Origin of the sequence: Rhodoplanes sp. Z2-YC6860 (assembly GCF_001579845.1) — a bacterium.
Taxonomy (GTDB): domain Bacteria; phylum Pseudomonadota; class Alphaproteobacteria; order Rhizobiales; family Xanthobacteraceae; genus Z2-YC6860.
The window spans coordinates 837,232-861,176 of sequence record NZ_CP007440.1; the positions used below are offsets into that span (position 1 = coordinate 837,232).

General features: G+C 64.8%; 24 protein-coding genes. 9 read left to right on the forward strand and 15 right to left on the reverse strand.

From position 1 onward, the window contains the following. Positions 1-189: 189 nt before the first annotated feature. The 3 genes from RHPLAN_RS03845 to RHPLAN_RS03855 all read right to left on the reverse strand — a co-directional run bounded on the left by RHPLAN_RS03845 (position 190) and on the right by RHPLAN_RS03855 (position 4,201). Positions 190-1,440 (reverse strand): aspartate kinase, encoded by a 1,251-nt coding sequence (locus tag RHPLAN_RS03845; protein ID WP_068013989.1) that lies wholly within the window; start codon positions 1,438-1,440, stop codon positions 190-192. Positions 1,441-1,549: 109 nt separating this feature from the next. Further along, the gene (locus tag RHPLAN_RS03850) at positions 1,550-2,980 is read right to left on the reverse strand and encodes a UdgX family uracil-DNA binding protein (RefSeq protein ID WP_068013991.1); all 1,431 of its coding nucleotides are present in this window, start codon (positions 2,978-2,980) and stop codon (positions 1,550-1,552) included. 3 nt (positions 2,981-2,983) lie between these two features. Further along, the gene (locus RHPLAN_RS03855; RefSeq protein WP_068013994.1) at positions 2,984-4,201 is read right to left on the reverse strand and encodes a putative DNA modification/repair radical SAM protein; all 1,218 of its coding nucleotides are present in this window, start codon (positions 4,199-4,201) and stop codon (positions 2,984-2,986) included. Between the two features lie 91 nt (positions 4,202-4,292). Between RHPLAN_RS03855 and ubiG the strand changes: the two genes are divergently transcribed. Beyond that, on the forward strand, positions 4,293-5,045 hold the full coding sequence (gene ubiG, locus RHPLAN_RS03860; RefSeq protein ID WP_068013995.1) for a bifunctional 2-polyprenyl-6-hydroxyphenol methylase/3-demethylubiquinol 3-O-methyltransferase UbiG: 753 nt from the start codon (positions 4,293-4,295) through the stop codon (positions 5,043-5,045). Between the two features lie 34 nt (positions 5,046-5,079). After that, positions 5,080-5,979: a DMT family transporter gene (locus tag RHPLAN_RS03865; RefSeq protein WP_068013998.1), complete on the forward strand. Its 900-nt coding sequence runs from the start codon at positions 5,080-5,082 to the stop codon at positions 5,977-5,979. Between the two features lie 14 nt (positions 5,980-5,993). Here the strand turns inward: RHPLAN_RS03865 and RHPLAN_RS03870 are convergent, their stop codons facing one another. Genes RHPLAN_RS03870 through RHPLAN_RS03885 form a run of 4 tightly spaced genes read right to left on the reverse strand, consistent with a single transcriptional unit; the run spans position 5,994 to position 8,423 of the window. Next, positions 5,994-6,485: a DUF1178 family protein gene (locus tag RHPLAN_RS03870; protein WP_068014004.1), complete on the reverse strand. Its 492-nt coding sequence runs from the start codon at positions 6,483-6,485 to the stop codon at positions 5,994-5,996. Then, on the reverse strand, positions 6,482-7,372 hold the full coding sequence (locus tag RHPLAN_RS03875; protein WP_068014005.1) for a carbon-nitrogen hydrolase family protein: 891 nt from the start codon (positions 7,370-7,372) through the stop codon (positions 6,482-6,484). The genes RHPLAN_RS03870 and RHPLAN_RS03875 overlap by 4 nt, the downstream gene beginning before the upstream one ends. Further along, positions 7,369-7,638 carry a glutaredoxin 3 gene (gene grxC / locus RHPLAN_RS03880; RefSeq protein WP_068014008.1) on the reverse strand — a complete coding sequence of 90 codons (270 nt, stop codon included), beginning with the start codon at positions 7,636-7,638 and terminating at the stop codon, positions 7,369-7,371. The genes RHPLAN_RS03875 and grxC overlap by 4 nt, the downstream gene beginning before the upstream one ends. Before the next feature lie 38 nt (positions 7,639-7,676). Beyond that, positions 7,677-8,423 carry a ComF family protein gene (locus RHPLAN_RS03885; RefSeq protein WP_068014015.1) on the reverse strand — a complete coding sequence of 249 codons (747 nt, stop codon included), beginning with the start codon at positions 8,421-8,423 and terminating at the stop codon, positions 7,677-7,679. A 179-nt stretch (positions 8,424-8,602) separates the two neighbouring features. Here RHPLAN_RS03885 and RHPLAN_RS03890 point away from each other — a divergent pair, with 179 nt between their 5' ends. Next, positions 8,603-9,535: a class I SAM-dependent methyltransferase gene (locus RHPLAN_RS03890; RefSeq protein ID WP_068030536.1), complete on the forward strand. Its 933-nt coding sequence runs from the start codon at positions 8,603-8,605 to the stop codon at positions 9,533-9,535. Positions 9,536-9,558: 23 nt separating this feature from the next. Here RHPLAN_RS03890 and RHPLAN_RS03895 read toward each other — a convergent pair whose 3' ends face one another. From RHPLAN_RS03895 to RHPLAN_RS03910, 4 genes are all read right to left on the reverse strand, one after another. Then, positions 9,559-9,753 carry a Flp family type IVb pilin gene (locus RHPLAN_RS03895; protein ID WP_068014022.1) on the reverse strand — a complete coding sequence of 65 codons (195 nt, stop codon included), beginning with the start codon at positions 9,751-9,753 and terminating at the stop codon, positions 9,559-9,561. A 28-nt stretch (positions 9,754-9,781) separates the two neighbouring features. After that, positions 9,782-10,180: an 8-oxo-dGTP diphosphatase MutT gene (gene mutT / locus RHPLAN_RS03900; protein WP_068030539.1), complete on the reverse strand. Its 399-nt coding sequence runs from the start codon at positions 10,178-10,180 to the stop codon at positions 9,782-9,784. Between the two features lie 126 nt (positions 10,181-10,306). Then, the gene (argJ, locus tag RHPLAN_RS03905; RefSeq protein ID WP_068014023.1) at positions 10,307-11,548 is read right to left on the reverse strand and encodes a bifunctional glutamate N-acetyltransferase/amino-acid acetyltransferase ArgJ; all 1,242 of its coding nucleotides are present in this window, start codon (positions 11,546-11,548) and stop codon (positions 10,307-10,309) included. A gap of 268 nt (positions 11,549-11,816) precedes the next feature. After that, positions 11,817-12,692 carry a peptidylprolyl isomerase gene (locus RHPLAN_RS03910; protein ID WP_503653555.1) on the reverse strand — a complete coding sequence of 292 codons (876 nt, stop codon included), beginning with the start codon at positions 12,690-12,692 and terminating at the stop codon, positions 11,817-11,819. A 316-nt stretch (positions 12,693-13,008) separates the two neighbouring features. On the opposite strand from RHPLAN_RS03910, the gene secA reads away from it, so the two are divergent. Beyond that, positions 13,009-15,816: a preprotein translocase subunit SecA gene (secA, locus tag RHPLAN_RS03915; RefSeq protein WP_068014024.1), complete on the forward strand. Its 2,808-nt coding sequence runs from the start codon at positions 13,009-13,011 to the stop codon at positions 15,814-15,816. 76 nt (positions 15,817-15,892) lie between these two features. Here secA and RHPLAN_RS03920 read toward each other — a convergent pair whose 3' ends face one another. After that, on the reverse strand, positions 15,893-17,467 hold the full coding sequence (locus RHPLAN_RS03920) for a L,D-transpeptidase family protein (RefSeq protein ID WP_068014027.1): 1,575 nt from the start codon (positions 17,465-17,467) through the stop codon (positions 15,893-15,895). A gap of 264 nt (positions 17,468-17,731) precedes the next feature. After that, positions 17,732-18,691 carry an acetyl-CoA carboxylase carboxyltransferase subunit alpha gene (locus RHPLAN_RS03925; protein WP_068014029.1) on the reverse strand — a complete coding sequence of 320 codons (960 nt, stop codon included), beginning with the start codon at positions 18,689-18,691 and terminating at the stop codon, positions 17,732-17,734. A 129-nt stretch (positions 18,692-18,820) separates the two neighbouring features. Here RHPLAN_RS03925 and RHPLAN_RS03930 point away from each other — a divergent pair, with 129 nt between their 5' ends. Next, positions 18,821-19,030: a hypothetical protein gene (locus RHPLAN_RS03930; protein ID WP_068014031.1), complete on the forward strand. Its 210-nt coding sequence runs from the start codon at positions 18,821-18,823 to the stop codon at positions 19,028-19,030. Next, positions 19,027-19,404, forward strand: coding sequence for a Fic/DOC family protein (locus tag RHPLAN_RS38165; RefSeq protein ID WP_198164697.1), 378 nt, complete (start codon positions 19,027-19,029; stop codon positions 19,402-19,404). The genes RHPLAN_RS03930 and RHPLAN_RS38165 overlap by 4 nt, the downstream gene beginning before the upstream one ends. Before the next feature lie 197 nt (positions 19,405-19,601). Here the strand turns inward: RHPLAN_RS38165 and xerD are convergent, their stop codons facing one another. Together xerD and RHPLAN_RS03950 are read right to left on the reverse strand one after the other, a co-directional pair. Continuing rightward, positions 19,602-20,540, reverse strand: a complete 939-nt coding sequence (xerD, locus tag RHPLAN_RS03945; RefSeq protein ID WP_157100046.1) for a site-specific tyrosine recombinase XerD — start codon at positions 20,538-20,540, stop codon at positions 19,602-19,604. 16 nt (positions 20,541-20,556) lie between these two features. Continuing rightward, a complete protein-coding gene (locus RHPLAN_RS03950; RefSeq protein WP_068014038.1) occupies positions 20,557-20,706 on the reverse strand; it encodes a histidine kinase in 150 nt (49 codons plus the stop codon). 88 nt (positions 20,707-20,794) lie between these two features. On the opposite strand from RHPLAN_RS03950, the gene RHPLAN_RS03955 reads away from it, so the two are divergent. The 3 genes from RHPLAN_RS03955 to RHPLAN_RS03965 are packed head-to-tail and all read left to right on the forward strand — an operon-like array spanning position 20,795 to position 23,879. Continuing rightward, on the forward strand, positions 20,795-21,427 hold the full coding sequence (locus tag RHPLAN_RS03955; RefSeq protein WP_068014040.1) for a shikimate kinase: 633 nt from the start codon (positions 20,795-20,797) through the stop codon (positions 21,425-21,427). Continuing rightward, positions 21,424-22,587, forward strand: a complete 1,164-nt coding sequence (aroB, locus tag RHPLAN_RS03960) for a 3-dehydroquinate synthase (protein ID WP_068014041.1) — start codon at positions 21,424-21,426, stop codon at positions 22,585-22,587. The genes RHPLAN_RS03955 and aroB overlap by 4 nt, the downstream gene beginning before the upstream one ends. After that, a complete protein-coding gene (locus tag RHPLAN_RS03965) occupies positions 22,584-23,879 on the forward strand; it encodes an HlyC/CorC family transporter (RefSeq protein ID WP_068014042.1) in 1,296 nt (431 codons plus the stop codon). The genes aroB and RHPLAN_RS03965 overlap by 4 nt, the downstream gene beginning before the upstream one ends. Positions 23,880-23,945 lie beyond the last annotated feature (66 nt).

The following is a 23,945-nucleotide window of genomic DNA, read 5'->3' on the forward strand; positions in this document are numbered from 1 at the left end:
GGGTCACATTTCGGTAGGGCTATAGCCGCTGCGACATGCAAGGGGCAAGCCAAAGCTGGTTTAAGTGGCTGATGTGACGGGATGTTGTCGGATGACACGGCACCCACCGTTCGCCACCCGCGTGCAGTGCAGCGCAAAAGCCGATTCGGCCCGCGAGATCAGCGTTCTCCGGCAAGCCGCAGAAGTAGCTTATTTATCCAACCCGTAAAGGCTGTGCAGCGTGCGCACCGCAAGCTCGGTATAGGCCGCATCGATCAGCACCGAGAACTTGATCTCGGACGTGGTGATGGCGCGGATATTGACGCCGCGCGCGGCCAGCGCCTTGAAGGCTTCGGCGGCGACACCGGCGTGGCTGCGCATGCCGATGCCGATCACCGACACCTTCGCGACCTCCTGCGAGCCGTCGAGATGGTCGAAGCCGATCGCGGTCTTGGCCTTGCCGAGCACGTCGACCGAACGCTGATAGTCCGCGGCCGGGACCGTAAACGTCAGGTCGGTGGTGGCGCCGTCGGCCGACACGTTCTGCACGATCATGTCGACGTTGATGCTGGCTTCCGCGAGCGGGCCGAAGATCGCGGCGGCGACGCCCGGCTTGTCCGGCACATGGCGGACCGAGATCTGCGCCTCGTCCTTCGAAAAGGCGATGCCGGTGACGACCTGTTGCTCCACAATATCCTCCTCGTCGCAGATCAGCGTGCCTGGCGGCGTGCCGTGCGGGTCGATGTCCTCTGGCTTGTCGAAGCTCGAGCGAACGAAAATCGGCACCTTGTGCACCATGCCGAGCTCGACCGAGCGCACCTGGAGCACCTTGGCGCCCAGCGAGGCGAGCTCCAGCATTTCCTCGAAGGCGATCTTGTCCATGCGCTGCGCCTTCGGCACGACGCGCGGATCGGTGGTGTAGACGCCGTCGACGTCCGTGTAGATGTCGCAGCGGTCGGCCTTGATCGCGGCCGCAATCGCCACCGCCGAGGTGTCGGAGCCGCCGCGGCCGAGCGTGGTGATGCGGCCGGACTCCTTGTGCACGCCCTGGAAGCCCGAGACGACCGCGACCTCCTTGCGCTCCTTGAAGCGCTTGATCAGTTCGGCGCCGTTGATGTCCTCGATGCGGGCCGAGCCGTGGGCGTTGCTCGTAGTGATCGGGAGCTGCCAGCCCTGCCAGGAGCGGGCGTTGATGCCGATGCCTTCCAGTGTGATGGCGAGAAGACCCGCCGTGACCTGCTCGCCGGAGGCGACCACGGCATCGTATTCGCGGGCGTCATGCAGCGGTGCCGCGGCCCGGCACCAGGCCACCAGCTCGTTGGTCTTGCCGGACATCGCCGACACCACCACCGCAACCTCATGGCCGGCATCGACCTCGCGCTTGACATGCTGCGCAACGTTGCGGATGCGGTCGATATCGGCGACCGAAGTGCCGCCGAATTTCATGACAAGACGGGCCATAGACGCAGGAAGTCCTTGAATAAACGCAGGTTTTACGGGCCAGCCCGGAAAACGGCGCGTATTCATAGCGATGGACCGGGAAGCCTGCAACTGCGGGCCGGTTCAACGGCTACGCGGCTTTGCGGATGGCCGGCAGATGGGTGGCAACCAGACCGAGGTCCTCGACGAAACGCCGGTACTCGCGGGCCTGCGCGTCGGCGTCGGGCACGCGCAGCAGAAAGGAGGGATGGACGGTGATCAGCCCGGCGCGGCCGCCGCTGAGCGTGGTCAGCCGGCCGCGCTCCCGCGAGATGGTGAGGCTGCGGCCGGTCATCGACCGCGCGGCGGTCGCGCCCAGCGCGACGATGAGTTCCGGCTTGATCAACTCGATCTCGCGCTCGACCCACCAGCGGCAATGATCGATCTCCGCGTTGTTCGGCGTCTTGTGAATGCGGTGCTTGCCGCGTGGCTCGTATTTGAAATGCTTCACCGCATTGGTGACGTAAACCCGGGCGCGATCGATTCCGGCTTCGGCGAGCGCACGGTCGAACATCTGACCGGCCGGGCCGACGAACGGGCGGCCGGCGAGGTCCTCCTGATCGCCCGGCTGTTCGCCGACGAACACGACGGCGGCATCGGCCGGGCCTTCGCCGAACACAGTCTGCGTCGCAGGCTTCCAAAGTGGGCAGCGCTGGCAAGCCGCAGCCTCGGTCTTGAGCGCTTCCAGCGTGCCGGCCTCGTGGCCCGGCGCGCTGTCCGGCTGCCAGCCCGCCGTGTTGCGTGGTGCGAGCGGTTCGGCTTCGATCATCCGCGCGGTACGCTGCCGAGCGCTCGCGAGGAGATCGGGAATGAGCGGCGCCTCGGGAAGATTGTGCCAATACTTCTTCGGCATCTCGGCGCGTTGCATCGTGGGATTGGCGCGCGCCGGATTGAAGGTCGAACGGTAGTAAGCGCGCCACCAGTCCTCGACGTTGTCCTCGCGCGGCGCCTGATCGCGCGACACCGGCGGGCCGAACGACAGCGAGGAACCATCCCAATGCATTGCGCCGTCCGGTGTCAGGATCGACCAGCGGATCGCGGCGAAACGATCGACGAAGAACGACGACACATGGCGCAGGATGTGATGCTCCGGCTCGAACCAGGCGACGTGGCGCTCGCCGGCGTCGTCCTCGACACGCCGGAATCGCACGAACGCCGTCATCTTGTGGGTGTCGCGTCCGACCGACTTCTGCATCAACCGCAGCCGGTGTACCAGCGGATCGGATGCGACCAGCAGGAGCGAGCGCTCGCCATGCGTCAGCCGCCACAAGAGCTTGTAGAGCAGAGCGAAGCGCTCCTGATCGCGATGGCAGATGACATCCTGCGCCAGCGGCGGAAAGCCGGCCGGCACCGAGATCGCCGCATCGGCCCGCGGCGGTGGAGCGGCGTTGCCGAACAGATCGATATCTCCGTCGACCTGCCATGAAATATCTTCGGGCGCGATTTCACCCGTGATGAAACCGCGAACAACGTCGCGAAACTCCTCGAACGAATCCTGCTGCTTTAACGCTATTCGATACATGCATCAGCCAAACAATGAGAGCTGCTTCGGCGGCGGTGCGAGCTTGGCGCGCAGATGCAGGTCGTCGAGAATGCGTGTCGGCCGGTGGTCGGCGGTGACGATGAACGCTCGCGCTCGTTTCACCGATCCGGCGAGCCGTGTGAGATCGTCAAGCCGGACTACTCGGTGCTGCCGCGCAACGATCAGCTTATCGATGGCCTTGGTGCCAAGGCCGGGAATGCGCAGCAATTCCTCGCGGCTCGCGGTATTCACGTCGACCGGAAAGCGCTCGCGGTGCCGCAACGCCCAGGCGAGCTTGGGATCGATGTCGAGGTCGAGCATGCCGTCCGGCAAGCCACTCGTGAGCTCGTCGGTCGAAAAGCCGTAGAACCGGAACAGCCAGTCGGCTTGATAGAGTCTGTGCTCGCGCACGAGCGGTGCGGCTTTCACGGGAAGCGCGTGGCTTGCGTCTGGTATCGGGCTGAACGCGGAGTAATAGATCCGCTTCAGGCTGTAGTTCGCATAGAGATTGGCGCTGGTGCTGAGGATTGTGGTGTCTGGCGCACCGTCGGCGCCGACGATCATCTGCGTGCTCTGGCCGGCCGGCGCGAAGCGCGGCGCGCGATGATCGGCCAGTGTCTCGTCGATGCGCAGCCGCAACGAGCCCATCGTCTTGCGGATTGTCGCCGAGCGCTTCTCCGGCGCGAGTTTCGTCAGGCCGTTCTCGGTCGGCAACTCGACATTGATCGACACCCGGTCGGCATGGCGACCGGCTTCGGCGATCAGCTCCGGAGCCGCTTCGGGGATTGTCTTGAGATGGATGTAGCCGCGGAAACCGTGGGTTTCACGAAGCTCGCGGGCCACGCGTGTGATCTGCTCCATGGTGTAGTCCGGCGAGCGGATGATGCCGGAGGACAGGAACAGGCCTTCGATGTAGTTGCGGCGGTAGAAATTCAGCGTTAGCGACACCACCTCGTCCACGGTGAAGCGGGCGCGTTGCACGTTGCTGGAGCGGCGGTTGATGCAGTAGCTGCAGTCGAACACGCAGGCGTTGGTGAGCAGGATCTTCAGAAGCGAAACGCAACGGCCGTCTGGCGTGTAGGAATGACAGATGCCGCTGCCCGTGGTCGACCCGAGACCGCCGTCCCGCGAGTTTCGCTTCTCGGCGCCGGATGACGAACACGATGCATCGTATTTCGCCGCATCGGCGAGGATTTCGAGCTTCTGCAGGGTGTCGGGCATCCGGTCCCCACTAACCCGAGTTTATGTTCTCTTTTTGTTCTTGTCGAGAGAAACAGTCAAGCCCGCTAGAACCACGCCCGGAGGTTCCCCCATGCGCAGCGCCACATCCACGGTCGACAACGCCGAAGTCGCGCGGTTTTCCGCGATGGCCAGCGAATGGTGGGATCCGCGCGGCAAGATGGCGCCGCTGCACAAGTTCAATCCGGTCCGCATCGGCTATATCAGGGACCGCGCCGCCGACCACTTCGGGCGCGACGCCAAGCGGCTCGATTCGCTGAAATGGCTTCGCATCCTCGACATCGGCTGCGGCGGCGGCATCCTCAGCGAGCCGCTCGCCCGGCTCGGCGCCGAGATGGTGGGCGTCGATCCGGCGGAGGCTAACATTACCGCCGCACGTGCCCACGCCGAGCAGAGCGAGCTTGCGATCGACTATCGCTGCAGCACCGCCGAGGAATTGGTCGAGCAGCGCGAGCAGTTCGATCTGGTGCTGGCCATGGAGGTGGTCGAGCACGTCGCCGACGTCCCGCTGTTCGTGGGGTGCTGTGCCTCGCTGGTGAAGCCGGGCGGGCTGATGATCGCGGCGACGCTGAACCGCACGCTCAAGAGCTTTGCGCTCGCCATCGTGGGCGCCGAATACGTGCTGCGCTGGCTGCCGGTCGGCACGCACCGATGGGACAAGTTCGTCACTCCGAACGAGCTAGAGCTTGCCATGGAACAGAGCGGGCTCTCGTTCGCTCATGAGCAGGGCGTGATCTATAATTTGATCGCCGACCGCTGGCAGCTCTCATCCGATCTCGACGTCAATTACATGATGACGGCGGAAAAGGGCGGCCCGCTCGCTTGACGCCCGCGCCATCCATGGCGTTAACAAGCACGCCATGATCGCCGCGAACCTTCTCTGGATACCCTTTACGCTCCTGGCCGCCGCCGGCCAGACCGCGCGCAACGCGATGCAGCGCGAGCTCACCGCGACGCTCGGCACAGTCGGCGCGACCCATGTGCGATTCTTGTTCGGCTTTCCGTTCGCGATCGTTTTCCTGATCGGCGTCGTGCTGGCGACAGGCCAGTCGTTGCCCACGCCGCCTGCGATCTTCTGGCCTTGGGCGGTGCTCGGCGCCGGTGCGCAGATCGTCGCCACCGCGCTGATGCTTGCGACCATGAACGACCGCTCTTTCGTCGTCACCATCGCCTACATCAAGACCGAAGCCATCCAGGCCGCGCTGTTCGGCCTGATCTTCCTGGGCGATCCGCTGACCATCGGCATGGCGGTCGCGATCCTGATCGCAACAGCGGGCGTCGTCGTGATGTCGCTCAAGGGCAAGGGCGCTCTCGAAGGCGGCTATCGGCCGGTGCTGCTCGGGCTATTGTCAGGCGGTACGTTCGCGATCTCGGCGGTGGGCTATCGCGGCGCGATCCTGTCCCTCGGGCTGCCGAGCTTCGTGCTGTCCGCGACTTTCACGCTGACGATTGGCATCCTTCTGCAGGCCGGATTGCTGACGATCTATCTGGCGCTGCGTGATCGCGCGGTGATCAGCGCGATCGTCAAAGCCTGGCGGCCGTCGCTGTTCGCGGGCTTCATGGGCGCGACCGCATCCGAGTTCTGGTTTCTGGCTTTCGCGCTGACCAGCGTCGCCAATGTGCGCACCCTTGCGCTGGTCGAGGTTTTGTTCGCCCAGGCGATCTCACTGTTCGCGTTCAAGCAGAAGATCGTGCCGCGCGATGCACTTGGCGTCGTGCTGATCGTCGTGGGTTGCGCCTTGTTGATCTGGGCGCAATAGCCGCCGCAGCGTCGTCAGTTGTGTTCGTCAGGCAGCATTGGCAGCGGGTGAAACTCGATGCCCTCGTCGGCCAGTTCCTTGGCCTCCTGCGGCGAAGCCTCGCCGTAGATCGAGCGGTGCTCGATGTCGCCGTAGTGCATCTTGCGCGCTTCTTCGGGAAACTTGCCGCCGACATTCTCGGCGTTCTTGGTCAAATGGTCGCGCAATTCCTTGAGCTTGGTCCGGAACTCGCGCTCCTGCGGCGACATCATCGCCACCGGCGCTTTGTTCTCGACGGGAGCCGGCGCCTCGGTGGCCGGCGCGGCCGCGGGCACCGCGATCTCGGTCGAGCCTTTGCGGGTGCCGCGGCCGAGCGAGGGCGCCATCAGCGCCTTCTCGACCTTCTCCGAGCCACAGGACGGGCAGGTCACAAGCCCGCGCTTTGACTGCTTGTCGTAGTCGGCGGAGTTCTTGAACCAGATTTCGAAATCGTGCTTGCGCTCGCAAACGAGCGAGTAACGGATCATGCCGGACCTCTGATGGCCCGAAGATGGGTCGGCTCGGCCAGGGGTTCAACCACCTCGAAGCGCCGGCCGTGCTGCAGCGACGGCACCCGGCTGCGGGCCGCGACCACCTCGGCGGGATCGACCTCGGCGAAGATCACGCCGGGCTCGGTACCGCCTTCGGCGACGATGCGGCCCCAGGGATCGACCACCAGAGAGTGCCCATAGGTCTCGCGGCCGTTCTCGTGCTTGCCGCCTTGCGCGGCCGCGAGCACGTAGCAGCCGTTCTCGATGGCCCGCGCGCGATTGAGCACATGCCAATGCGCCTCGCCGGTCTGCTGCGTGAAGGCCGACGGGATCGCCAGGAACGAGGCGCCGGCTTCGGCCAGGGCCCGGTAGAGCGCGGGAAAGCGCAGGTCGTAGCAGATCGTGAGCCCGAGCCGCCCCCAGGGCAGATCGTGCAGCGCCGCCAGCTCGCCCGGCCGATAGCTCCGCGATTCGCGATAGCTCTCGCCATTGGCGAGGTCGACGTCGAACATGTGGACCTTGTCGTAGCGCGCCGCGATCTCGCCGTGCGGGTCGATCAGGAAGGAACGGTTCGCCGCTTTGTCGGGTGTGGCCTTCACGGCGAGCGAGCCGATGTGAAGATAGATCGCGAACTGCCGCGCCAGCTCGCGAAACATCGCAAGGCTCGCGTCGTTCTCCTCCGGCGCGATGGTGGCGAGCAGCTTGTCGCGGCTCACCTCCATGATGTTGGTCATCTCCGGCGTTTGCACATAGCTGGCGCCGCCTTCCTTGGCCTCACCGATCAGCTTCACGACGGCATCGAGATTGACGGCGGGCGTGCGGCCCGATCGCGTCTGGATGAGACCGACGCGGAACGTCGAGCCCTTGCCGGATTCCCCGGTCACGATGCGGCTTGCCCGTTGAGCAGCGGATCGAGTCCGCCGGTGCCATCGAGCTCATAGAGATCGTCGCAGCCGCCGACATGCGTCGCGCCAATGAAGATCTGCGGCACCGTGGTCCGGCCGTTGGCGCGCTCGGTCATCTGCCGCCGCAGGTCGCGGTCGCGGCTGACGTCGATCTCGGTGAAGGCGACGTTCTTCTTCTTCAGAAGCGCCTTGGCATCGAGGCAATAGGGGCAGAACGGCGTGGTGTAGATTTCGACGGGCGACATGGCGGTTTCACGAATGGCTGCGCAAAGCGGCAACTAGTTTATATGGGCGCTTGCACCGCGTCGACAACCCGCGCGAACACCAGGAGGTCGACGTTGCTGGCGCCGGCCCGCAACAGCGCGCGGGCGCAGGCGTCGGAGGTGGCGCCCGAGGTCAAGACATCGTCGATCAGCACCACGCGCCGGCCGGCCACCTCGGCCTTGTGGTCCGGCGGTACGCGGAACGCGCCCTGCACATTTTGTGCGCGCTCGGACTGGGTGAGGCCGACCTGCTGTGCGGTGGCCTTGATGCGCTTGATCGCCGCATCGGCCACCGGGACGCCGGATTCCTGCGAAATCGTCTTGGACAGCAAAGCGGACTGGTTGAAGCGCCGTCCCCAAAGTCTTCGCCAATGCAGCGGCACGGGGATCAGGGCGTCCGCGTCTTTGAGAAGCTCATGGCCGGCGCGCGCCATCCAGCGTCCCATGACCGGCGCCAGGTCGAGCCGGTCGCCGTATTTCAGCGCGTGCACCAGGGCGCGGGCGATGTCGTCAAAGCGCACCGCGGCCCGTGCCCGGTTATAGGCCGGCGGATCGGAGATGGCCTGCATCGACAGCACGCCCGGGCCGGGATCATACGCAAAAGGGATGCCCAGCCGCTCGCAATAGGGCGGCGCGATCATCGTCAGCTTGGACCAGCATGAGGGGCAGAGCCCGCCGTCGCGCACCTGTTCACGGCAGGCCGGGCACAATGTCGGCAGAGCAATGTCGAGCGCACGGCCGAAAATCGCTCGAAACGGGGCCGCCACACGGGTTAACGCCCCGGCGTTCTCGGTCTTTGCGGATGGCTGTTGCACGGGATCGAAGGCTACCGCTGATATGAGGCCGCCTCAATGACGTTCGCGCTGGCGAACCCTAGGCGCGTTCACGCGCGTGTTCGATGCGCCGCGGTCTCGCCGCCGCTCGTCCGCCTCCCTACAATAAGTCCATGTCCGAACAGCCGACGTCGCACCCCGTGATCTTCGACCGCGCGCTGCTGTGCGCGCGCCGCGCGCGGGCTTGGCGGCTTGGTGCCGAAACCTTTCTGATCGACCGGGTGGCCGAAGACCTTGCCGGCCGGCTGTCGGCGGTGCTTCGGACTTTCGATGTCGCGGCCGATGTCGGCACGCCGACGGATGCCGTGCGATGGGCATTGGCTGGACGAGCTACGACCATTGTCACCACATCCGTTCATTCCCGCTTTCGCGGGGACGAACGGGGAGGGAGCACGGAATCGACACCAGCGTTGACCGTCGCGGCCGACGAGGAGGCATTGCCGTTCCGCGACGGCTCGCTCGATCTCGTGGTCTCGGGACTGGCGCTGCAGTTCGTCAACGATCTGCCGGGCGCGCTGATCCAGATCCGCCGCGCGCTGAAGCCGGACGGGTTGTTTCTCGCAGCCCTCATCGGCGGCGACAGCCTGACCGAGTTGCGCGCAGCCTTCGCGCAGGCCGAGAGCGAGGTCGAAGGCGGCGTCTCGCCCCGCATTGCGCCGTTTGCCGATCTGCGCGATCTCGGCGCGCTGCTGCAGCGCGCGGGCTTCGCGCTGCCGGTCACCGACATCGATCGCGTGACCGTGCGATACGCATCGCCCCTGGCCTTGATGCATGACCTGCGTCGCATGGGCGCGACCAATGTGCTGACCGAGCGCCGGAGGAAGCCGTTGCGGCGCGCCACGCTGCAGCGGTTGTTCGAAATCTATGCCGAACGATTCGCCGATGCGGATGGCCGTATCCGCGCCACCTTCGAGATCGTCTGGCTGTCGGGCTGGGCGCCGCACGAGAGCCAACAACAGCCGCTGAAGCCTGGCTCGGCTAAAACGCGGCTCGCCGACGCGCTGCGCACCGCCGAAATCCCGGCCGGAGAAAAGGCCGGCGGCTGAAGCCCACTCGTCCGCGGCCTGCGCTACGGAAACAGCAAGGCGATCTTGTCGTAGAATGTGCTTTTGAGCGTCGATCCGACGCCGTTCACCACGCCGACAACGGCGACGGCGACGCCTGCTGCGACGATCGCGTATTCGATGGCAGTGGTGCCGTTTTCATCGGCTCGAAAGCGCGTCAGGCTGTGCCGTGCGCGATCGCAGAGTGTCTCGACTGTCATCGCCGCCCTCACTCCTCACTCACTTGGGTCACAGCAGCGTCGTCAGGTGGGCGATCAGCGGTTCGTCCGCCGGCGGCATTTTGTATTCGCGAAGCCTGTTGGGCCGCACCCAGGCCAGCCTTTGTCCCTCCTGAGCCGTGACGTTTCCCTCCCAGCGCCGGCATACGAACAGCGGCATCAGAAGATGGAAGTCCGGATAGGCGTGGCTCGCGAAGGTGAGCGGCGCCAGGCACGGCTCTTTGACGACGATACCGAGCTCCTCCTTCAACTCCCGGATCAGCGTTTCCTCGGGCCGTTCGCCGGCCTCGATCTTGCCGCCGGGAAATTCCCATAGCCCCGCCATGGACTTTCCGGCGGGGCGTTCGGCGAGCAACACGCGTCCGTCGGTATCGATCAGGGCGCACGCAACAACCAGAACGAGTTTGATGGTCACGAGCCCAGCCTCGACTGTAGACAGTGTCAGTTAAAGGGAACTCAACCGGGGGGCGTAATTCAAACAGGCCCACCGCGCCGGTTAACCCGGGGCTAATCCGGCACCGAAGAGTTTAGCCGATTACGACCGATAGTCGCCGTTGATCGCGACATATTCCTTGGTGAGGTCGCAGGTCAGCATGCGATCCTTGCCGCGGCCCATCCCGAGCGCGACCTTCAGCGCGATGACCTCGTCCTTCATCGCTTTCGACACTTCCGCTTCGTCATAGCCCGGGTCGCGCGCACCTTTATGAGCGACGCGGATGCCGTTGAACCAGATCGACAGCTTGTCGCGATCGGCGGGCTCGCCGGCCTTGCCGACCGCCATCACGACGCGGCCCCAGTTGGCGTCCTCGCCGGCGATCGCGGTTTTCACCAGCGGCGAGTTCGAGATCGACTTGGCGATCCGCCGCGCCGACGCATCGGACACCGCGCCCTCCACCGTGACCTCGACGAGCTTGCGCGCGCCTTCGCCGTCGCGCGCCACCTGCTCTGCAAGATTCGCCAGAACGGCATTGAACGCCTTGCGGAAGGCTTTCAGCTTCGGGTCATCGGCGCGGGCAATGGTGGGCGCGCCGTCTTCGGCGGCGGCTCCGGTCGCAAACGCCATCAGGGTGTCCGACGTGGACGTGTCGCCGTCGATCGTCACGGCGTTGAAGCTTGAAGCGACGCCATCGCTGAGTAGGGCCTGCAACGCGCGCTGCGAGATCGGCGCATCGGTGAACACGTAGGACAGCATGGTCGCCATGTCGGGCGCGATCATGCCGGCGCCCTTGGCAAAGCCGTTGATCGTCACCGTGGCCTTGCCGAGTTTGGCGGTGGCAGTGGCGACCTTCGGGAAGGTGTCGGTGGTCATGATCGCCTTGGCGGCTTCGAGCCAGGCACCGGGCTTGGCGGCGGCGACCAGGCCTTCCATGACGCCGTCGAAGGCCTGGGCGTTGAGCGGCTCGCCGATCACGCCGGTCGAGGCGAGGAAAATATCGGCCGGCTTGCAGCCGATGGCGCGAGCCGCGATCTCGGCCGTGAACTTGCAGGCGGTGCGGCCGTTCTTGCCGGTGAATGCATTGGCGTTGCCGGAATTGACCACCAGCGCGCGGGGCTTGGCGCCCTTGAGCTTGTCCCTGCACCACTCCACCGGTGCTGACGGGCACTTCGAGGTGGTGAAGACGCCAGCCACCGTGGTGCCGGGGTCGAGCACCGCCAGCATCACGTCGGTGCGGTCCTTGTACTTGATGCCGGCCGCGGCGGTGCCGAGCCGGACGCCCTTGATGACCGGCATCTCTGGCACGGACTTGGGAGCGAGGGGGGAAACCGCGACAGCCATCAGCGCACCATTATGAAAAAGAAATGAACTCGGCCAACGTTTTGGCAGACCCTGCACCGCCTCTGCTGTCATGCCCGGCCTTGTGCCGGGCATCTCGCTTAGGTGAGCACAGTGCGTCCCTAAGCGAGATGGCCGGGACAAGCCCGGCCATGACGGCTGATGCTCCAGTACAAGCGAAAAACGCTCAAGCGTGCCTACCCAAACGAAATCGCCGGGACAAGCCCATGGCGTGCCCGGCGATCACGATATTCTTTGATGGGACCGATCACTACTTATCGAGCCGTTCGACCTTGTTGGCCTCGCGCTGCTTGGCGATGTATTCGGCCTGGGCCTTGCGAGCCACGTAGGTCTCGATCTGATCCTTGACCTGGTCGAAGGTCGGCACCGGCTTGTTGCGCTTATCCTCGACCTTGATGATGTGCCAGCCGAACTGGGTCTTCACCGGATCGGACACCTCGCCCTTGTTGAGCTTGAAGGCCACCTCGGCGAATTCCGGCACCATCTGGTCCTTGCTGAAATAGCCGAGATCGCCGCCCTCGGCGGCTGCGCCCGGGTCCTTCGACTTCTGCTTGGCAAGTTCGGCAAAGTCGGTGCCCTTCTTGATCTCGGCGAGCACGGCCTTGGCCTCGTCCTCGGTCGGAACGAGGATATGGCGGGCGCGAACCTCCTGTTCGGTGCCGCCCTTCGCCACGGCTTCGTCATAGACCTTCTTCATCGCGGCGTCGGTGGTCGCCGCCTTGCCTTCCTCGATCAGCAGCATCTCCATCGCGAGCTTGTTGCGGATGAAGGCGACGCGGGTCTTGAAATCCTTCTGCTCGGTGATCTTCTTGGCGTCGGCCGCCTTTGACATGATGATGACATCGGCCAGATAGCCCACCAGCGCATCGCGCTTGGCGTCGCCCTGAAGCTTTTCGACCTGCTGCCCCATGTCCTCCTCGGCCATCGCGAGGTCGCTCTCGCGGATCTCGACACCCTGGACCTTGGCAATCACCTTGTCGGGCTGAGCCGAAGCCGGCTTGCTGGCTGGGGCCTGCGCCATGGCCGGCACTGCAATGAGGGCGGCGGCAAGCAGTCCCAGCGTGCTGGCACGGAGCGCGGGCAGTGCCGGAAAGGTGGGCAAACGGCGTTCGGTCAGGTTACGCATGATGGTCCTTTGGCAATCCTTTGAGTGGTATGTCCGCCGGAGGGGCGGCGACTTGTCGCGCAATCGGTAACCCTTGGCAATGACAACAGTGCGAGGGACTTGTCACAAGGCCGCGGGGCGGCTCCAAATGCCTGCGAATTGAACATTTTGCGCCTCGTGGCGCACTAATTGACAAGAATAATACCCCCTCCTATGTCTCGAATGCCCGCGGCCCTGCTCGATGCTCGCTATCCCGTTGCAATTGCCCGAGAAGTGCCGCATTTCCCCCAAGGATGGCCGCATCTGCGGCTTGCCCAAGGCAAGGATTTGACCCGCAATGCTCGGCGCAGTCGCCCGTAAACTATTCGGCTCGTCCAATGACCGCCGCGTCCGCAAATTTCAGCCGCGGGTCGACGAGATCAACGCGTTGGAACCGGAGCTGGTGAAGCTCACCGACGAGCAGCTTCGCGCACGCACCGACGCGTTCAAGAAGCAGATCGCCGACGGCACCTCCCTCGACGACATCCTGGTGCCGGCTTTCGCCACGGTCCGCGAGGCTGCCAAGCGCGCGATCGGCCAGCGGCACTTCGACGTTCAGCTGATCGGCGGCATGATCCTGCACGAGGGCCGCATTTCCGAAATGAAGACCGGCGAGGGCAAGACGCTGGTCGCGACATTGGCCGTCTACCTCAACGCACTCACCGGCCGCGGCGTCCATGTCGTCACCGTGAACGACTATCTCGCCAAGCGCGACTCCGAATGGATGGGCCGCATCTACGGCTTCCTGGGCCTGAAGACCGGCGTCATCGTGCACGGCCTCGACGACGAGCAGCGCAAGCAGGCTTACGACTGCGACGTCACCTACGGCACGAACAACGAGCTCGGCTTCGATTATCTGCGCGACAACATGAAGTACCGGATGGAGGACATGGTCCAGCGCGGCCACGTCTTCGCCATCGTCGACGAGGTCGACTCGATCCTGATCGACGAGGCGCGCACGCCGCTGATCATTTCCGGTCCGCTCGACGACCGTTCGGATTTCTACAACACGATCGACGCCTACATCCCCAAGCTCGATAAGGGCGACAAGGTCGACTACGAGGTCGACGAGAAGCAGCGCACCGTGGCGCTGACCGAAGCCGGCATGGAGAAGATGGAGCGCGCCTTGCGCGATGCCGGCCTGCTCAAGGGCGACTCGCTCTACGACGTCGAGAACGTCTCGACCGTGCACCACGTCAATCAGGCGCTGCGCGCCCACAAGCTGTTCCAGCGCGACAAGGACTACATCGTGCGGAACGGCGAGGTCGTCATCATCGACGAGTTCACCGGCCGCATGATGCCGGGCCGGCGTTATTCGGAAGGGCTGCATCAGGCGCTGGAGGCCAAGGAGCACCAGCCGATCCAGCCGGAGAACCAGACGCTCGCCTCGATCACCTTCCAGAATTACTTCCGGATGTATCAAAAACTCGGCGGCATGACCGGCACGGCGCTGACCGAGGCCGACGAGTTCATGGATATCTACAACCTCGACGTCGTCGAAGTGCCGACCAACCGGCCGATGATCCGCGACGACCAGGACGACGAGGTCTACCGCACGGCGCAGGAGAAACACCACGCCATCATCACGCTGATCGAAGAGTGCAAGACCAAGGGCCAGCCGGTGCTGGTCGGCACGACTTCGATCGAGAAGTCCGAGCAGCTCGCCGAGCTGATGCGCCAGCAGGGCTGGGAGCAGCATGACTTCGCCGATCCCAATGCCTTCGCGGCGCTTTACGGTGGCGACGAGGGCGCCTCGAAGAAGAAGGTCTTCGCGATCCTCAACGCCCGCTATCACGAGCAGGAGGCCTATATCGTGTCCCAGGCCGGCGTGCCGGGCGCGATCACCATCGCGACCAACATGGCGGGCCGCGGCACCGATATTCAGCTCGGCGGCAACGCCGACATGCGGATTGCCCAGGAGTTGAAAGACCTGCCGGAGGGCAGCCAGCGCGATCAAGCGGCGGCCGAGATTAAGGAACAGGTGACGCGGCTGAAGGAGAAGGCGCTCGCCGCCGGGGGCTTGTTCGTGCTCGGCACCGAACGCCACGAAAGCCGCCGCATCGACAACCAGTTGCGCGGCCGTTCCGGCCGTCAGGGCGATCCGGGCCGCTCCAAGTTCTTCCTGTCGTTGGAAGACGACCTGATGCGCATCTTCGGCTCCGACAAGCTCGGCGGTATGCTGACCAAGCTTGGTCTCAAGGATGGTGAGGCGATCATCCATCCCTGGATCAACAAGGCGCTGGAAACCGCGCAGCAGAAGGTCGAGGCGCGCAACTTCGACATCCGCAAGAACATCCTCAAGTACGACAACGTGATGAACGACCAGCGCAAGGTCATCTTCGACCAGCGCGTCGAATGGATGTCGGACGCGGTGACCGCCGAGGTCGTCGCCGACATGCGCCACGCCGTGGTCGAAGACCTGGTTTCAAAGCACGTGCCGGAGAACGCCTATCCGGAGCAGTGGGATGTGGCGGGTCTCAAGGAAGAGCTTACCCGCGTTCTTGGCCTCGACCTCCCGGTCGATCAATGGGCCAAGGAAGAGGGCATTGCCGACGAGGAGCTCCTCTCGCGCATCGAGCGCCGGGCTGACGAGCACATGGCCGCCAAGGTCGCGCAGTGGGGACCGGACGTGCTGCGCTATGTCGAGAAGTCCATCCTGTTGCAGACGCTCGACCATCTGTGGCGCGAGCATCTGGTGATGCTCGAGCATCTGCGCCAGGTCATCGGGCTCCGCGGTTACGGCCAGCGCGATCCGCTGAACGAGTACAAGGCGGAAGCCTTCAGCCTGTTCGAAAACATGAGCCAGAGCCTGCGCGAAGGGGTGACCGCGCAGCTGATGCGCGTCGAGATCGTGCAGCAGCAGCCGGACGCGGTTCCGGAGCTGCCGCCGATGCAGGTGTCACACGTGGATCCGTCGACCGGAGAGGACGAGCTTGCGCTCGCGGCTGCAGGCGCGGAGACGCTGGCGCGTGCCGGCATCACGCCGAAGCCGGCCGCCGAGCGCAATGCCAACGATCCGTCGACCTGGGGCAAGGTTGGGCGCAACGAGGTTTGCCCCTGCGGCTCAGGCAAGAAGTACAAGCACTGCCACGGCCGTTACGCGTAACGCGCAAGCCTCTGCCTGGAACAAAAAAAGCGCGGCCTCCTGGGCCGCGCTTTTGCTTTGGGGATACGGCTTCAGATCAGCGGGAGCCTGACCAGCGACTGTCGAAGTTGCCGGTCGGGACCACCGGCGCACCGCCTGAAATCGCGCCGTTGCCGTTGGCGGGTGCAGCCGGGGCTGCAGCAGGCTGACGCGGCGGAACGGCGGGCCAGGGCGACTGCGCGGCAGGCGCCGGCGCCGAGGCTTGCGCTTCAGCAGTCTTGACGGATGCGGGCTCCGGCCGTGGCCGGATCGCGCCGTTCGAAACAGCCTGCACCGGCTTCGCGGTATCTTTGGCCGTGTCTTTGTTGGTTTCGGCGGGCTTGGTGTCCTTGCGCAGGCCGCCGACCAGCCGGGCAATCGTACCCTTCTTCTCGGCCTTGCCGTCCGCGGTCTTTGTCTCGGCGGGCTTGGCCTCGGCCGACTTCGATCCGAACAGGTTCGAGAAGAAGCCAAAGGGCTTGTTCGTGCTTGCGCTTTTCGACTCGGTCGGGCCGGTGTCGGCGATCGCCATCTGTGGCGGCGAGACCTCGCCGGTCGGTGATGCAACGCCCTGTGAAGCCGGAGCGTCGGCCAATTCCTGGATGCGCGGCGGTCGCACGGTCACCGGAATGGTTCCGGGAGGCGCCGATGACATGAAGGCATCCGACGGTCCGACGCCAAGCTGATTGCGCTTCACTGCGGCGACGAACACCTTGTTCATGCCGCCGTCGGCGTTGGTCTTGATCGGCGCGGTCGCGACGTTGCGGCGGGCAAGTTCGGCGAACGTGACGTCGTCCTTGCGCTCCTTGTCCTGCACGAGGCTCGCGATTTCCTGATCGACTTCATACGCCGGGCACTTGCCGGATGCGCTGAAGGTCAGCGGCCGCGACGGATCTCCCGGCGCTTGCGCGTTGAACACATAGCGCTTCTCGCAGACATTGACGCGGGGCTCGGCGCGGGTGACCTCGAAGTGGTCGCTGCCCTGCTTCAGCATCTTCCAGAACGCCAGATGCGGACTGTTGCGATGCTTGGCGAGGTTCTCCGCCGTCATGTGGAACGGATAGGCCTGGACCTGGAACGACTTCTGGCCGCCGAAGAAGGCGTCGCGGCCGAGCGCGTAGATTTCCGAGATCTGCTCGTCGGTCATCGAGTAGCAGCCGCGCGACGAGCAGTCGCCGTGCACCATGAGCTGCGCGCCGGTGCGGCCCCAGGACCGGTCATAGGCGTTCGGATAGCCGAGATCGAACGACAGGTAATAGGCCGAGTTCGGATTCATCTGGCCGGGCGTGATGGTGTAGAAGCCCTCGGGCGCCTGGCGGTCGCCTTCACGCGTCTTCGGGCCAAGCTCACCGGACCAGCGGCAGATCGGATAGGTCTTGAGCAGCGCGAAGTGTCCGGTGCGATCCTGCTTCCAGACTTCGAGCTCGGATTCTTCCTTGTAGAGGCGGACAAGGATCGGCGCTTCCTTGTCCATGTTCTTGGCTTCGATATCGGCCACGAGCTTCGGGGGCAGCGGACGGGCCGCCTTCTCGCTCATCGGCAGGACGCTGTCGGTGTTGCAGCCGGACAGCCCAACAGCCGCGACGAGCGCGGCCGAAGCCAGGAGCGTGCGAACCAGTGGGCTTCGGATCAAACGCAAACTCCCCCAATCGGCGACCGTGGCAGTTGTCCCCGCACCGACCCGCAAAATCGTTAGCCCCAAGGGGGTGACTCTGCAAGGGCGCAGCCAAAAACCCAGCTGGCGATTGAGCACATCTACAGTGAACGAAGGGTAAAATTATGACCGGAGGGCCTGAGAATCTGAGGTGATTCAATGGCTCAGTCGGTGTCCAGAGGCCGTCTGCCACAATTGGCCGTGCTGGGGACGAACTTGGCCGTCGGCTCGGTAAGCCGGCACCTATTCGAGGCTGCGGCCGATGGCGAGGAACTTGTCGCGGCGCTGCCGGCGCACGGCATCGCGGTCGAGGGCGCGAAGCTCCGTCAGGGCATTGGCGATGGCCTCACCGGCCGCGGCCATGGCGGCGGCCGGATCGCGATGGGCGCCACCGACCGGCTCGGTGATGATGCCGTCGATGATCCCGAAATGGCTGAGATCGGCGGCAGTGATCTTCATATTGGTGGCGGCGTCCTGAGCCTTGGTGGTGTCGCGCCAGAGAATCGACGCCGCGCCCTCCGGCGAGATCACGCTGTAGATCGCGTGTTCGAGCATCAGCACGCGGTTCGCGGTGGCCAACGCCACAGCGCCTCCCGAGCCGCCTTCGCCGAGGATGACTGCGATGTTGGGCACGGTGAGGTTCAGGCACGCTTCGGTCGAGCGCGCGATCGCTTCGGCCTGGCCGCGCTCCTCGGCATCGATGCCCGGATAGGCGCCGGCGGTGTCAACCAGCGCCAGCACCGGGATGCCGAAACGGTCGGCCATCTCCATCAGCCGCACCGCCTTGCGATAGCCTTCCGGCCGCGCCATGCCGAAATTGTGCTTGAGCCGGCTCTCGGTGGTCGAGCCTTTTTCGTGGCCGATCACGCAGATGCTCTCGCCGCGGAAGCGGCCGAAGCCGCCCACGACCGCGTAGTCCTCGCTGAACTTCCGGTCGCCCGCGAACGGCACGAACTCGGTGATCAGCGTCGAGATGTAATCCAGGCAATGCGGCCGCTGGGGATGGCGCGCGACCTGGGTCTTCTGCCAGGGCGTCAGCTCGGCATAGAGGTCGCGCAACGCCTGTGCGGCCTTGGTCTCGAGCCGGCCGATGTCCTCGGCGATATCGGCCGCGCCGTTGCCGGCGGATTGCATCGTGCGCAATTCCTCGACCTTGGCCTCGAGCTCGGCCACCGGTTTTTCGAAATCGAGATAACTGCGCATTTGAAGGATATCGGGCCTCTGGAACCACCGTTGTTGCGGCCGCAACTGGCCTCGCAATGGGTTTCAAGTCAAGCTGCGGCTGCTGCGGAACCCTGTGACTTGTTAAGGCCAATCGGATAGAATTGCCACATGCTCGACAAGCCGAAACGGCTGAACAAGGCTGAGATTGCGGAGGCGCGTCAGCGTCGGCTTGAAGCCATGAATCTGCAAGCCATCGAGGGCAATCCGCTCGATGCCGAAGACGTCGCGATGTTCGAGATGTTTGAGCGCGAGGGTTGGACGCACGAGCGTTGCATTGCCTACATTCTCGAACAAGCCAAGGCCGCCGCTACCAAGTGAGTGACGCTGGCGATCCTTACGTCTATCCCGGCACCCGGACGCTCAGAAATCGCCTCCATATCACCGATCCGCTACGGCTGGATCAGGTCGAGCGGCGCTTGGCCGTTGCGCGCAGCAAAATGGGCGTTCCGCCTGGCGAATTCGACTTGGCTCATCTCCAAGCCATTCACCGCCACTTGTTCCAAGATATCTACGACTGGGCGGGTGAAATTCGAAAAGTCGAAATCAGCAAAGGCGTCCAGCAATTTCAGTTTCGGCAATATATCCCCACCGGCATGTCCGATGTTCACCGGCGCCTCATGAAGTCGCGGTTTCTTGCCGGCCTATCCCGTCCGGACTTCGCGCGTCAGGCGGCGGTTATCATCGGTGAGTGAATTACATTCACCCGTTCCGCGAAGGAAACGGCCGGACCCAGCTTCAATATTTGAAGCTTTTGGCCGCGCGGGCCGGCCATCCGATTGATCTCGCTCGACTCGACCAAACCCGTTGGATCGAGGCGTCACAGGTCAGTCACGCGGCAGACTCCGATCTGATGGCGCAACTGATAGCGGAGGCGATTGTTGGATAGCTCTTACGTCTCCGAAAGCGGGTGCAGGTCGCGCACCAGGCTTTTCAACCGGTCCTCGAGGACGTGCGTATAGATTTGTGTCGTGGAAATGTCGGCGTGGCCGAGCAGCGTCTGCACCACGCGCAGGTCGGCACCGTTCTGCAACAGATGACTGGCAAAGGCGTGGCGCAGCACGTGGGGGCTGACCTGCGAGGGCTCGAGTCCGGCGGCGCCGGCAAGCTCTTTCAGTTCGCGAGCGAAGTGCTGGCGGCTCAGATGGCCGCTCTCGCCGAACGACGGGAACAGCCATTTGGATTGGGCGGCATTGGCTTCCTCGCGGAGCGCCAGGTAGTCCTTCATGGTTTGCCGTGCCGCGTCGTTGAGCGGCACGAGCCGCTCGCGGCCGCCCTTGCCGCGGACCACCAGCATGCGCTGGTCGCGCCGCGCCGCGCTGTCCGGCAGTGCCACGAGTTCCGAGACGCGGAGCCCGGTGGCGTAGAGCACTTCAAGAAGACACATCATCCGCGCCGCGCGAAGCCGCTCCGACTTCGATTCGGTCTGCATGGCGTTGCGCGCCTGCGCCAAAAGCTCGTCGACCTGTTTCACACTCAAGACCTTGGGCAGGCTGCGCCCGCGCCTTGGCCCCTCCAGCACCGCCGCCGGGTCGTCGCCGCGGTGGCCCTCGCTGTAGAGAAACCGATAGAGCTGCCGCATGGCCGACAGCCGCCGCGCGACCGAGGCGGGGGCAAGCTTTCGTTGCGCGAGCCGTGCCAGATAAGCCCGCAGCGCGTCGCTGTCCGCGCCCGCGATGCTGTCTTTCTTTGCGGTCAGCTCAGCCGAGAAGTCCGTAAGGTCGCGGCGATACGCGTCGAGCGTGTTGACGCTCGCGCCGCGCTCAGCCGCGAGCATATCGAGGAACAGCTCGATCAGGGTCTCGTTGCTGGACGTTTTGGGGCGGGCCATCCGAGGGGCCGCGCTCCTATCTGTTCTTCACGAACTTGTCGGGCGAGATGTTCACGGTGATCTCGCGCGGCTGCGGCTGGACATAGTTGCCGAGCGCCGCGACGCCCGCATAGGCGGCACCGCCCAGAAGCCCGACCACAACAAGAAATCGAAACAGGCTCGGCATTTTTGAGCTCGACAGCCGCCGAATCGGCGGCGTTTACCTTTGTCAGGTCACGGTTTATGCCACGGGAGGATTTCGATACAAGTATATCATGTCGGACATCGCGGCGCACCAGACGCCCCAAAGTGCCCAAGACGACGCGACGCCGCAGCCGGTGGCCTCGCTGGGCCCTGCTTTGGGGCGGCGGTCCATCGTTTTGGTCGGCATCATGGGTGCGGGCAAGTCGTCGGTCGGACGGCGGCTTGCGACCCGGCTCGGCATGCCGTTCGTCGATGCCGACACCGAGATCGAGAAGGCCGCCGACATGGCGATCCCGGAAATCTTCGCCAAGCACGGGGAACCGTACTTCCGTGCCGGAGAGACCCGGGTGATCGCGCGCATTCTGGACAACGGGCCGCAGGTGCTGGCGACCGGCGGCGGCGCATTCATGAATGCGGAGACGCGCGCGGCGATCCGCGCCAAGGGCGTCTCGGTCTGGCTGCGCGCGACGCTCGAAGTCCTGAGCCGGCGCGTCAAGCGGCGCAACGACCGGCCGCTGCTCAAAGGCGCCGATCCGATCGACACCCTGAAGCGGCTGATGGACGAGCGCTATCCGGTCTATGCGGAAGCCGACCTCACGGTGGAGTCGCGTGACGTGCCGCACGAGGCGATCGTCGAAGAAGTGATCGAGAGCTTGCGCGCCTATCTGCCATCGCATCCGGCTCCGGAAGAAACACAACCATGACCGTGCCGCTTCGCTCCGGCGAACCCATCACCGTCAATGTCGCGCTCGGCGACCGCGCTTACGACATTGCGATCGGGCGCGGGCTGCTGGCGACGCTCGGCGAGCGTATCGCCAAGCTCCGGCCCGGCTGCAAGGTCGCGATCATCACCGATGCCACGGTCGCGAAGCATCATCTTGCGGCGACCGAAGCGTCGCTCGCGGCCGCCGGCATCGCCTCGTCGTCGGTCAAAGTGCCGGCCGGCGAGGGCAGCAAGAGTTTCAAGTATTTCGAGCAGGTGTGTGACGCACTCATCGCTGCCAAGGTCGAGCGTGACGATCTCGTCGTGGCGCTCGGCGGCGGCGTGGTCGGCGATCTCGGCGGTTTCGCGGCGTCCGTGGTTCGCCGCGGCGTCGACTACGTGCAGGTGCCGACCTCGCTGCTGGCGCAGGTGGATTCCTCCGTGGGCGGCAAGACTGCGATCAACTCGCGTCACGGCAAGAATTTGATCGGCGCGTTCTATCAGCCGATCCTGGTGGTCGCCGACACCGCGGTGCTCGACACGCTGCCGGAGCGCGAGTTCCGCGCCGGCTATGCCGAGACGGTGAAATACGGCTTGCTCGGCGACGCGGATTTCTTCGAATGGCTCGACGTCAATTGGCGCGATGTGTTTGCGGGCGGGCCCGCGCGTGAGCATGCTATCGCGGTGAGCTGCCGCGCCAAGGCCGCGATCGTGGCGCGCGACGAGCGCGAGACCGGCGACCGCATGCTGCTCAATCTCGGCCACACGTTCGGGCATGCCTTCGAGGCCGCGGCTGGCTTTTCCGACCGCCTGCTGCATGGCGAGGCCGTCGGCCTCGGCATGTCGCTGGCGTTTGAATTTTCGGCGCGGCGCGGGCTCATCCCGCAAGCCGAGGCCGACCGCGCCATTGCGCATCTTGCGGCGGTGGGGCTGCCGACCCATGTGAGAGCGGTGCCCGGCCTCAACTGGCCCGGCATCGATTTCATGATGGACCTCATTTCTCAGGACAAAAAGGTCAAGCGCGGCCAGCTCACCTTCATTCTGGTGCGCGGCATCGGCCAGGCTTTCGTGACGCGTGAGGTCGAGGCCGCCGAGGTCCGTGCGTTCCTGGCCGAAAAACTCGACGCCAAAAATCTTGGTGCAAGGCAAGCGACGCCATGAGCGGCGACAACTGGATATCGCTTCTGATCGTGCTGGGCAGCCTGCTGCTGTCGGCCTTCTTCTCGGCCGGCGAAACGTCGCTGACGGCGGCGTCGCGCGCGCGCCTGACGCGGATGCAGAACCAGGGCAACAAGCGCGCCGGGATCGTGCTGCGGCTCCTGGAGAGCCGCGAACGCATGATCGGTGCGCTGCTGCTCGGCAATAACGTCGCCAATATCGGCGCTTCGGCGCTGACCACCAGCGTGCTGCTCGCGATCTTCGGCGACGTCGGTGTGCTCTATGCTACCGTGGTGATGAGCATCGTGGTGATCGTGTTCGCCGAGGTGCTGCCGAAAACTGCGGCGATCAGCGCGCCAGAGCGCATCGCTCTCGTCGTGGCGCGGCCGGTGGCCTTTGTGGTCAAGATCCTGGGCCCGCTGCTGGCCGCGATCGAGCGGCTGGTGAAGTTGATCCTGCGACCGTTCGGTATTCGTGTCGGCGAGGATCAGTCGATGCTCGCACCACACGAGGAAATCCGCGGCACCGTCGACCTGCTGCATCGCGAGGGCGGCGTCGAGAAGCACGACCGCGACATGATGGGCGGCCTGCTTGATTTGAACGAGCTCACGGTCGCCGATGTCATGGTCCACCGCACCGAAATGGCGACGATCGACGCCGGCCAACCGTCCGAGGAAATTGTCGCGGAAGCGCTGAAATCGGAATACACGCGCATTCCGCTGTGGCGCAACACGCCCGAGAACATCATCGGCATCCTGCACGCGAAGGATCTCCTGCGGGCGATCCAAAGTGCTGAAGGCGACGTCAGCCAGATCGACATCATGGCGATCGCACTGCCGCCGTGGTTCGTGCCGGACATCCGGCCGCTCTCGGAGCAGCTCAAGGCGTTCCGCCGCAGGAAGACTCACTTCGCGCTGGTGGTCGACGAATACGGCGAGGTCGAAGGCCTGGTCACGCTCGAGGATATCCTCGAGGAAATCGTCGGCGATATCTCCGACGAGCACGACATTCCGGTGCCGGGCTTGCGGCCGCAGCCTGACGGCTCGGTCAATGTCGACGGCGCGGTGCCGATCCGCGATCTCAACCGCGCGATGGAGTGGAATCTGCCCGACGCCGAGGCCACCACCATTGCGGGTCTGGTGATCCACGAGGCGCGCTCGATCCCCGACGTGGGCCAGAGCTTCACCTTCCACGGCTTCCGCTTCAGCGTGCTGCGCAAGCAGCGCAACCGCATCACCGCGCTGCGCATCATGCCGCTGGTGAGGAAGCCGTTGGCGCTCGCGCGCGCCGGCTGACGGTTTCGAGCCGGAAGGCTGGTTTTTCCCGATCAATAGACCGTTAACGGCGGCTTTTCAGTTCCG